Below are 9,201 nucleotides of genomic sequence, written 5' to 3'. Positions count from 1 at the left end.
CGATGTCCGGCTTCTTGGCGAACTTCGACTTCAGAAACCGCTCCGTACCCTCCGTCGGCCGGTGGTACATCCAGCTGAGCAGCCCCAACGCGAACATGTTCTTGCTGCGCTCGGCCTCCTTGCGGGACAGGTCGAACTCCTTGAGCGCCTCCACGGTCAGCGTGGTCAGCGGCACCGGGTGGAGGTTGTAGCCGTCCAGCGAGCCGTCCTCGAGCGGGTTGGTCGCGTAGCCGACCTTCTGCATCGCCCGCTTGGTGAACTCGTCCGTGTTGACGATGATCTCCGCGCCCCGCGGCAGATCGCCGACGTTCGCCTTCAGTGCCGCCGGGTTCATCGCCACCAGCACGTTCGGCGCGTCACCGGGGGTGAGGATGTCGTGGTCGGCGAAGTGCAGCTGGAACGACGACACGCCCGGCAGGGTGCCGGCGGGGGCCCGGATCTCCGCGGGGAAGTTCGGCAGGGTCGACAGGTCGTTGCCGAACGAGGCCGTCTCCGAGGTGAAGCGGTCGCCCGTGAGCTGCATACCGTCGCCCGAGTCACCCGCGAACCGGATGACGACCCGGTCCAGACGACGGATCTCTTTGACGGATGCTGGCGCCGTTCCGGGCGGCGTGGTGGTTTGCGCAGACATACGTGGGTCGGCTCCTGTCGGTCCGGCGGCGGACAGCCCTGGCGGCGCCAGGCGGGTCATACACCTGGTCGGAGGCTAACCAGGAGCGTTAGAGGGGCGCTTGTGCGCCACAGGTGCGCCGCCCCGGGGCCAGGCCAACGGACGCGTCAGCATGCCCTTGGCCGGGGGATTTTCCGTTCGGGCACTGACTGAGCCCGGATCCACCGGCTTGATGCCCGTGGATGGCTCACCCAGAAACGAAGGAGTGCCTTGCGACCTGCGATGATGGGGTTTCTCTAGGACCGCATCAGGCACGATCGGCAAGGCACATCCGAGATGCAGTCTTCCCATGCCGCGGCGGCGGTCTCGTCCGCGTTCGATGATCCGAACCTGATGGTGTACGGCGGGCTGGGGCCGGTGGTGCGGCTGGCCGAGCGGTGCGGTCTGCCCGCGCTGGTCGGGGAGACGGACCCTAGTACGGCTGAAGGGGTTGGACTATCCGTTGTGTGCTTCGAGCTCGGTCGCCAGCGTCTGTTGGGGTGGCCGCTCACGACGCCAGGAGCGCCAAATTGTCAGCGGTCGGCGTGCCCGCGGGTGCGGTGTAGACGTTGAGGTGCAGGCCGGGTTCGGCGGGCAGTTCCAGGGACTCGACGTCCAAGTCGAGCCGGCCCACGATCGGACCATGCGGACTGGCCTGCCCGGCCCACTCGGCGATGCTCCAGCAGTTCTTGCGCGGCAGGTCCGACAGCAGCCCCAGCACCAAGTCCCGCACCCGACGCCGGGGTTCAACCCGCGCGAACCGGCCCGCTATCCGGGTCATCAGGACCTCGAACGCCTCCTGCCAGCGGGCAGGGTCTACGCTGTGACTCGCGGCCACCGCATGATCTTCAGTCTTCACACACCGATGATCAACGGTGGCCGCGCCCGTCTTCACCGCCCCTCGGTCACGACGTGCGAAGACGGGGCCGCATCCCTTCCGTGTCCCGCACGGGGCACGCAGCGTTCGCCCGCCGTCTCGTGCCAGGAGGACACATGCAACGCGGTGAAGTCTGGTGGGTCGACTTCGATGAGCGACGCCCGGTCGTGCTGCTCTCGGACGAGGAGTCATCCGGGTTTCAGGCGATGCAGGTCGTTGCGCCAGCGGGCGTCGACATCAGCGGCTTGGGCGTTGAAGTGGCCGTAGGAGCCCCGGAAGGACTGCCCTTCGAAGGCGTGCTGCGGTTCGCGTTCCCGCGTCCAGGCTTTACTCCATGCACATGGCTGACCACCGTGGCCCGGGACGACCTGATCGAGCGGGCGGGCGTGTTGTCCTCCGTGAAGCTCAGCGAGGTTGGAGAAGCCCTCCGTGCCGCTGGACAGAGGAGGGAGTGGACCCCGATGACGGCTGCCAGGATCAGCGAGATCAAAGATGCCCGCCGTCTCGAAGGACTCGAGTAGCGGACGCCTGTGCTGCCCAGCTCGATCTCGTCGACGACTGACCGCTGCCCCCTCTCCACCGCACTCCAGCAACAAGATCACCACTCCAGCCGTAGATCGTTATGTGCCTTACTTGGGGCTGTCTGCCGCTGAAGGAAACCAGGTGGCCGCGGCGCAGCATCTGAGTAGAGTCGGGCAATGCCCGAGTTGCAGCGGCTGCATGCCGGCCATGCCCCGGCGGTCCTGGCCTTCGAGATGGCGAACCGCGCCTACTTCGCTGCCTCGGTCCCCGACCGCCGCGACGACTTCTTCGACCAGTCCACCGACCGGTACAACGCCTTGTTGGGTGAGCAGGAGGCTGGCATCTGCGCCTTCCACGTGCTCGTCGCCGAGGGGGACGGCTCGGTACTCGGCCGGTTCAACCTGGTCGACATCGAAGACCACACTGCGGAACTCGGCTACCGGGTCGCGCAGCACGTCGCCGGTCGAGGCGTGGCGACCACAACCGTCCGGGAACTGTGCCAACTGACGGCGGCCCGGTACCGTTTGCGCACACTGCGAGAGGCCACCGTCCGCCAGAATGCCGCGTCACAAAAGGTGCTGACCAAAGCCGGGTTCGTCCCCGTCGGCCCTTGATTACCGATGGGCATGGCACGCCGCTTGCGGTCCTGCTGACCGGCGGGAACCGCAACGACGTCACCCAGCTGCTGCCCCTGCTCGATGCGATCCCGCCGGTCCGCGGCCGCATCGGCCGTCCCCGCCGCAAGCCGGACTCGCTGTTCGCCGACCGCTGCTACGACCACGACGTCTGCCGCGACCAGGTCCGCGATCGAGGCATCGTGCCGGCGATCGCCCGCCGCGGAACACGGCACGGCACGGGGCTGGGCACCTACCGGTGGGTGATCGAGCGGAGTTTTGCGTGGCTGCACGGCTTCCGACGCCTGCGGATCCGGTGGGAGCGACGGGCCGACATCCACGAAGCGTTCCTCAAACTCTCCTGCTGCCTGATCACCCACCGACAACTCGGCTCATTGAGTAAGCCGGTGCCGTTGTAGCGACGCCCAGTTCGCCGTGCCGGGAGTGAATGGGCCAAAAGGGGCCGTCTTGCTTGACTGGCCAGATCAGAGGCGGATGTCGGCCCAGGCGAGGACCGTGTCCGGGCGACATCTTTACGTCGTGTTGAAGAAAGATCAGCTCACGCGATACTTGCCGAGCACGTGCAACACCCCTGCGATCAGGAACTTTCCGCGGCCGCCCAACACCCCGTAGATCTCGACATAGACGTCTCTCGAATCCGGCACCGCCGCGATCCGCACGGTGAACGTGCGTCGGCCTGCCAGCCGGTGGCTGTACCACGTATCACGCTCGATGTCCGTTCCCGGCAGGGCCGCATCGACGACCTCCCATTCGGAGTCCCCGAAGTCGTGCTCGGCGAAGTGCGCCAACACCTCGCACAGCGGCCGTAGGTTCTCGCCGTGGATCCGCCGCTTGTCCATGGCGCGGGTCTCGCCGACCGAATGGGCGTGGACACCGTCCCAGACTCCCAGACGCACGAGGCGGCGCTGGCGGCCCCTTTCGATCCGGGCGAACATCGCCAGCAATCCGCCGAGCAGCACGCCGATGCCCAACGCGGGCAGAACGTCTCCCTCGAGGAGGATGATGAAGAGGCCCCACCACACGATCCCTGCCACAAGCCAGACGACGAGTGGCCGTCTTGCTGCGAACATCTGCGATCTGGTCGGAGGCCGTTGACCTCCGAGGGCGCGGTCGACAGCCCAGTAGGCACGCGCCAGATCCCCACCTTTGACCGGCATGGCGGGATCGTAGCCGTCCCCGGCCACGGAAGCAGGCCCCGGCCTCCCCATCGCACTTCCACCCACCCGGCTGGTTGGAAGGCGCGCCTGCCTGAGTCCACGGCAACGCCGCCACGGGTGGTGGAGCGATAGGGTCCCGATAGGTGATCCTTGGCTCCGAGGCTGTGTCCCGCATCCGCCGGGTCTGATCCGCGCGCTCCCCCCCCCAGGACTCTTGGAGGGAGCGCGCTTACTGTGAGGCATTGTGAGCAAAGACAACTCTGGCTCAAGGAAAGATCGATCGCGTGCCTGGCCGATATTTCTCTGGTGTCTTTTGGGCTCTACCTGGTGGCTCCTGGATGCGGCATATGGCGCATCGAATTGGCGCTCGGTAAAGCTGTCTTTCTTTTCGATTACAACCGCAGCGTTCCTTGTAGCATTTGGTGCCGCTTGGAAGAAACGGAAGTGAGGAGGATGGGGGTGGGTGCAGCGTGCAGCGGTAAAGCCTGTCCTAGCCGCCGACCGCTGCCGAGCCGGCTGGTCCCCTCGCCCCCATCCCCTGAGAACCTCCTTCCGGAGAGGTGCCGCGAACCGCTGGTCCGCCTACCGTCCATTACTTGCCGGCCTGGTGCGGCAGTTGCTCGAACGAATATGACGTCCGCTCCGTCGCTACTCATGAGGCAGGGCACAGCTTCGGACTGAAGGACGTCCAGGGTTCGCACAGCACCCCACGATGCACGGTCATTCGATCGAGTGCTCGACAAGGGCAAGGACCCTTGCAAGGGCGATGTTCTCGGCCTCCGCAGCTTCTACTGATCCGGAGCCGTTGCTCCGGGAGGAGGTATCCAGGTGAAAGCCGTAGTGCCGGTCGGACGGAGCCCAATCATGAGGGCCCTGGTGGTGGCGGCCACCGACGCAGCGTCCGCCGCCTGTACGTCATCGAGCGACGGCGAGTCCGGGGCGTCGTGCGAGTACCGGGTCGAGTACGACAAGCGCATGTACTCGGACGTGACCAATGCCGAGTTCAAGGTCGGGGAGAAGCTGCGTACGGCGGTCTTTCGGCCGTGCGACGACTCATCGGTCGACGGGGGCGGCCAGGCGTCGCCGGACTCAACGGTCGCCTACGCGATTGATGGAGTGGACCCAGCATCGCCATAGCGGTGGACGACGCACCCAACGATGTGTGAGTGCCGGTGCCCGGCGGCGAGGCGCGCGAATGGTTTCGGCGTTTGACGGCCACATTGGTGTGCGTTGCTCGCATCACGTCATCGGCGGAGGTTCTGCCCTGGGCCGCGGCGGCCGGTTGTGAAGTGATGTGTCGTCAAGAGCCAAGAGCCAAGAGCCAAGAGCCAAGAGCCAAGAGCCAAGAGCCAAGAGTCAAAGCCAAAAGCAAAGAGGCTGCGGGCGGCTCTGCGGGCCACGCGGGTCGAACCGTTCACGAGCCGACGTCATCGATGGACGGCACCGGGGACATCACCCACAGCGATTGTCGTTGATCTTCAGCGACGATCCCCACTGGCCGACGGAGTAGCCCCGGAGATCGGCGATGCGGCCACCGGGCAGGATGCAGGTGTGGGAACCGCCGTAGCGGCTGTTGCGGTAAATGCGCGCCGTACGACCGGAGTTGTTGATCACGGAGAAGGTCTTGTCGTTGATGACCGTGTTCGCGAGACTCACCGAACCGTCGGAGGCGCGCCGTACGTAGGGCACGCCTCCGTAGTTCGTCTGTGGGTAGATGCACACCATTCCGGAACCGCAGGCAACCGCCGCCTGTGCCGTACCGGTCGGCCCGGCAACGACTGCTCCGGCCGTCAGTGCCACCGCACCCAGTGCCGCACCCATGACTCGGTTCATTCGTGTTCTCCCTCGATGTTGTCGCTGTGCAGGTCACCCAATGCTGCGCGGCCTCGAGCCTTGGCGGCGTCATGTAAGCCACGGAATCACCCGGCCGGCCCAACGCAGTTGCGCTTGTGCGGCGTCGTCAGCAAGGCGTCCCAATGCGTACGTCGTCGGCGTCCCAATGGTCCGCGATTACGTGCGTACGTGACGGCGGGTCTGCCGATCGGCGGAGGGAATCGGGCCCCTCGGTAGATGTCCTTCGAACGGAAGGTGCTCCGTTCTGCTGCGAAACCAAGGGCCCACGCAGCTGCGGCGGTCAACGCCGCGACAGTGCGCCGCGTCAGGATCGACCCACCGAGGACGGCGGTTTCCCAGTGAATAAACCCGCCCCGGACCCGGTCCACTTCCCACAGGCTCCGCGGCACCGGCTGCCGGCTTGGCGGCCCCACCTGCAACCGCCAGTACCTCTTCCCCGACCCCGGTCGGCCCGTCGGCGGCGCGGCCGGCGCGGGGTCAGTCGCGGCAGGGCGCCAGCCGCCACACCCCGGGACGTACCTCCGACCAGCCCGGGGGCCGGTGGCCGGTGCCCTGCACCCGGTCCAGCCACCGCTGTGCGTATGACTCGAGGCGGGGGTCGCGCAGTGCCGTCGCCAGGCTCAGACAATCGGTGAAGTGCGCCTCCGCCGCGTCCGGCGCGACGCCCTCCAGGGCCAGCAGTCCCAGCACCCGGTGCGCCTCGTAGCGGCCCCGGAGGTCGTCGGCCACCGCGTCGAGCGCGGGGGAGAGCAGCGCCGCGGCCTCCTCCAGCCCGCCCGCGTCCAACTGCAGGTCGGCCAGACCGACCAGTGCCCGGCCGCGTTCGGCGGCCGCCGGGGCCGCGTCGGCCGTCAGCAGCGCACGCTCGTAGAACTCGGCGGCCGTCGTCACCTGCCGTCGCTGCCAGGCGAGGTCGCCCAGCGACCGCAGCATCCGGGCCTCCGCGGCGAGGTCCTTCTGCCGCCGTGCCGCTTCCAGCGCCAGCGTGTGACAGGTGTTCCAGGCGTCCCAGGCCGCCCTGGCCTCCAGGAAACCGGTCATGGCGTCCGCGAGTTGCAGCGTCGCTTCCCAGAGGCCGGCCGCATGACACCGGCGTACGACGTCCACCAGCCCGTCCTGCCGTCGGCTGAACCACTCGAGCGGGTGCGTCCCGTGGGTCTCCGCGCGACCGTACGCCGCGCGGAGCTGCGCGGTGAACTCGGCCGCCAGCCTCGCGGTGGCCTCCCGCACCTCTTCGGCGCGGCCCTCCGTGGCCAGGCACTCCAGGGCCAGCAGCCGCCACAACGGGTACAGCCGGTGCGTACCGTGGTCCGGGCCGCCCGCCACCCGGCCCAGCAACTGCGCCTTGACCAGTCCGTTCAGCAGTTCTCCACTCTTCGCCAAGTCCTCCCCGAGGACCGCGGCCGCCGTCTGCGGGCCGAAAGGCCCCGCGGGCACGAGCCCCAGTCGGCGGAAGGCGTGTCGCAGCGCCGGCTCCGTCTCCTCGTAGCAGGAGCGGAGCCGGTCGTGGAAGCCGGGTGCCGCGGCGCTCAGTTCCACCAGCCGCCGCTGTTCGTCGCGCAGCCGGGCGGCCAGCATCTCCGGGCCCCAGTTGGGGCGGGAGGCCAGCCGTGCCGCCGCCGCACGCAGTGCCAGCGGCAGCCCGTCGCACAACGCGGCGATCTCGCGCACCGCCGTCTCGCCGCCGTACCGCGGGATCAGGCGGCCCGCCGCCGCGGTGAACAACTGCCTGGCCTCGTCCTGGGGAAGTACGTCCAGTTCCAGGACCCGTTCGGTCAGTCCGTCCGGCACGCGCCGACAGGTGATCAGCGCGGTGCTGCCCGGGGTGTTCGGCAGCAACGCCCGTACTTCTGCCGAGGATTCGGCCCCGTCCAGGATCAGCAGTATCCGCCGGCCCTCGGTCAGCCGGTGCAGGGTGAGGCGCAGTTCGGCCTCATCGGCCGGCAGCGGTCCGTCCCATCCCAGCCGACGCAGCAGACGGGGCAGTGAGTCCGCCGGGTCCGCCTGTCGCTGACCGCCCAGCTCGAGGAAGACCCGGCCGTCGGGGAAGAGGTCGCCCAGCTCGTGGCCGGCGGCGACGGCGAGCGCCGTCTTGCCGGTGCCGGCCGCTCCGGCGACCGCCGCGCAACCGCCGGCCGGGACGTCGCGCAACAGGGATCCGAGCCGGTCCAGTTCGTCCGAGCGGCCGACGAAGACCGGGTCGCGCGGGGGCAGCCGGTCCACTGTCCGGCCGGGCAGCCGGACTCGCGGGGGGCGGACCGGGTCCGGTGCCGTCCCATGGCCTGTGCGGTCCGGTGCCGTCTCAAGACGTGTGCCGTCCGGTGCCGTCCCATCGGGTGTGCCGTCCGGTGTCGTCCTCTGACGTGTGCCGTCCGGTGCTGTTTCCCGCGGTGGCCGGGGGGAGGGCGACGGGTGCAGCAGTTCCGGGTCGCCGGCCAGGATCCGCTGGTGGAGCTGCTGGATCTGCCGGCCAGGTTCGATGGCCAGTTCCGCGACGAGGTGCCGACGCAGCTCCGCGAAGGTCCGTAACGCGTCCGCCTGCCGGCCCGCCCGGTACAAGGCGGTCATCAGCAGCACGTGGAATTCCTCCCGCATCGGCATCTCGGCCACCGCGGAGTGGAGTTCACCGATCAGCCGCTGGTGCTGGCCGAGCTGGAGCTCTGCGCGCATGCGCTGTTCCAGGGCGGCGGCCCGGATTTCCGCCAGCCGCACCGCGGTCCGGGCGAGCAGCGCGCCGTGCGGGGTGTCGGAGGCCAGCGGGGCGCGCCAGAGCTGGAGCGCACGGCGCTGCAGATCCGCCGCGGCCTCGTGGTCGCCGCGCAGCAGTGCCTTCTGACCGCCTTGGTGCAGTTCTTCGAACACCGTGAGGTCGAGCTGTGCCGGGTCCAGATACAGCGCGTATCCCGGCGGCCGTGTGACCAGTGCGTCCCGGCCGTGCTCGGGGTCGGCGGTGTGCAGCAGCTTGCGCAACTGCGAGATGTAGACCTGAAGGGTGGTCGTCGCGGTGCGTGGCGGGTGCTCGCCCCACAGCTCGTCGATGAGGCCGTCCACCGAGACGATCTCGTTCGCCCTGACCAGCAGCGTTGCCAGCACCGCGCGGATCTTGGCCGCCCGGGGCCGGACCGGTTCGGCCGCTGCCGACGAGGTGATCTCCAGCGGACCCAGAATCCGAAAACGCATGCATCCCCCTTCTTTCTCCGTCGCGCCGGCCGGCGGGACCGGACGTTCTGTGCGCCGGAGTCACTCTCCGCCCCGCCCGCTCGGGCGCCGCTCCGGGCGGCTCCCTTCCAAGCCCCCGCAGCGGGCGTGGCGAGACCTCCGGGGAAGTCGAACCCCGGTGTCCGGACATCCGGCACATGTCCGACGACAGGCCGTGCCGCCTCAATGTAGGCATCGGCCGCACCCCAAATTCGGACAGCCGTACCCCTGACTTCCGTGAAGTGGGTGTGCGTCGCAAGCGGCGCTTTAGCCCGCGATCTCACGATGGGCGTGCTTCGGCGGCAGAGG

General features: G+C 68.6%; 8 protein-coding genes and 1 pseudogene. 4 read left to right on the top strand and 5 right to left on the bottom strand.

Annotated features, from left to right (window positions below):
- A partial coding sequence (locus tag EF387_RS43305) for a 2-oxoacid:acceptor oxidoreductase family protein (RefSeq protein WP_202918561.1) occupies positions 1-631 on the bottom strand: 631 nt, incomplete at its 3' end.
- A gap of 526 nt (positions 632-1,157) precedes the next feature.
- A complete protein-coding gene (locus EF387_RS43300; protein ID WP_128382095.1) occupies positions 1,158-1,430 on the bottom strand; it encodes an MmyB family transcriptional regulator in 273 nt (90 codons plus the stop codon).
- Positions 1,431-1,642: 212 nt separating this feature from the next.
- On the opposite strand from EF387_RS43300, the gene EF387_RS43295 reads away from it, so the two are divergent.
- From EF387_RS43295 to EF387_RS43285, 3 genes and pseudogenes are all read left to right on the top strand, one after another.
- Positions 1,643-2,047, top strand: a complete 405-nt coding sequence (locus EF387_RS43295; protein ID WP_128382092.1) for a type II toxin-antitoxin system PemK/MazF family toxin — start codon at positions 1,643-1,645, stop codon at positions 2,045-2,047.
- Positions 2,048-2,224: 177 nt separating this feature from the next.
- Positions 2,225-2,662, top strand: a complete 438-nt coding sequence (locus tag EF387_RS43290) for a GNAT family N-acetyltransferase (protein WP_128382091.1) — start codon at positions 2,225-2,227, stop codon at positions 2,660-2,662.
- A pseudogene (locus EF387_RS43285) lies at positions 2,656-3,081 on the top strand (IS5 family transposase); the annotation flags it as partial. The gene EF387_RS43290 and the pseudogene EF387_RS43285, both read left to right, overlap by 7 nt.
- Before the next feature lie 135 nt (positions 3,082-3,216).
- Here the strand turns inward: EF387_RS43285 and EF387_RS43280 are convergent.
- Positions 3,217-3,753, bottom strand: a complete 537-nt coding sequence (locus EF387_RS43280; protein WP_128382090.1) for a hypothetical protein — start codon at positions 3,751-3,753, stop codon at positions 3,217-3,219.
- A gap of 951 nt (positions 3,754-4,704) precedes the next feature.
- On the opposite strand from EF387_RS43280, the gene EF387_RS43275 reads away from it, so the two are divergent.
- Positions 4,705-4,977, top strand: coding sequence for a DUF6281 family protein (locus EF387_RS43275; protein ID WP_128382089.1), 273 nt, complete (start codon positions 4,705-4,707; stop codon positions 4,975-4,977).
- Positions 4,978-5,292: 315 nt separating this feature from the next.
- Here the strand turns inward: EF387_RS43275 and EF387_RS43270 are convergent, their stop codons facing one another.
- Positions 5,293-5,673: a peptidase inhibitor family I36 protein gene (locus EF387_RS43270; protein WP_128382088.1), complete on the bottom strand. Its 381-nt coding sequence runs from the start codon at positions 5,671-5,673 to the stop codon at positions 5,293-5,295.
- Positions 5,674-6,171: 498 nt separating this feature from the next.
- Positions 6,172-8,874 carry an AfsR/SARP family transcriptional regulator gene (locus tag EF387_RS47255; protein WP_162467333.1) on the bottom strand — a complete coding sequence of 901 codons (2,703 nt, stop codon included), beginning with the start codon at positions 8,872-8,874 and terminating at the stop codon, positions 6,172-6,174.
- Between the last annotated feature and the right edge of the window lie 327 nt (positions 8,875-9,201).

Source organism: Streptomyces cavernae (assembly GCF_004023625.1).
In the GTDB taxonomy this organism is placed as follows: Bacteria; Actinomycetota; Actinomycetes; order Streptomycetales; family Streptomycetaceae; genus Streptomyces; species Streptomyces cavernae.
This window is presented reverse-complemented; position numbering and strand designations above follow the sequence as displayed.

Bases quoted from the DNA above. Each gene is read 5' to 3' on its own strand.
- EF387_RS43300 (WP_128382095.1), bottom strand. From the start codon at position 1,430: ATGACCCGGATAGCGGGCCGGTTCGCGCGGGTTGAACCCCGGCGTCGG.
- EF387_RS43295 (WP_128382092.1), top strand. From the start codon at position 1,643: ATGCAACGCGGTGAAGTCTGGTGGGTCGACTTCGATGAGCGACGCCCG.
- EF387_RS43290 (WP_128382091.1), top strand. From the start codon at position 2,225: ATGCCCGAGTTGCAGCGGCTGCATGCCGGCCATGCCCCGGCGGTCCTG.
- EF387_RS43280 (WP_128382090.1), bottom strand. From the start codon at position 3,753: ATGTTCGCAGCAAGACGGCCACTCGTCGTCTGGCTTGTGGCAGGGATC.
- EF387_RS43275 (WP_128382089.1), top strand. From the start codon at position 4,705: ATGAGGGCCCTGGTGGTGGCGGCCACCGACGCAGCGTCCGCCGCCTGT.
- EF387_RS43270 (WP_128382088.1), bottom strand. From the start codon at position 5,673: ATGAACCGAGTCATGGGTGCGGCACTGGGTGCGGTGGCACTGACGGCC.
- EF387_RS47255 (WP_162467333.1), bottom strand. From the start codon at position 8,874: ATGCGTTTTCGGATTCTGGGTCCGCTGGAGATCACCTCGTCGGCAGCG.